This window comes from Oleiphilus sp. HI0117, assembly GCF_001635235.1.
Genome location: NZ_LWGA01000594.1, coordinates 1 through 301, shown reverse-complemented (window position 1 = coordinate 301; position 301 = coordinate 1). Strand labels below are relative to the sequence as shown.

At 45.5% G+C, this 301-nt stretch carries 1 protein-coding gene; it reads left to right on the top strand.

The annotated features are described in order from the left end of the window. A partial coding sequence (locus A3757_RS06635; RefSeq protein WP_156506236.1) for an IS3 family transposase occupies window positions 1-266 on the top strand: 266 nt, incomplete at its 5' end. Window positions 267-301: the final 35 nt, after the last annotated feature.

The following is a 301-nucleotide window of genomic DNA, read 5'->3' as shown; positions in this document are numbered from 1 at the left end:
GCAAGCGTTATCGCACACTGCTGAGTAATTATGGCATCAGAGCTAGCATGGGGGATGTAGGTGCTTGCTGGGATAACTCTGTTGTGGTGCGGTTCTTTGGAAGCTTAAAGCATGACTGGGTTTTGAAAGTGCCCCCGCCAACGAGAGAGCATATGAAAAATGATGTGGCTGACTACATGCGTTATTACAACTTAGAGCGGCTCCATACTTCTAACGAAGATATGTCGCCAATCGAGTACGAAAACTCTTTAAGAAAAGTGTCCTGATTTAGTTGCGCAGAACACATTCTGCTTGACTCGTT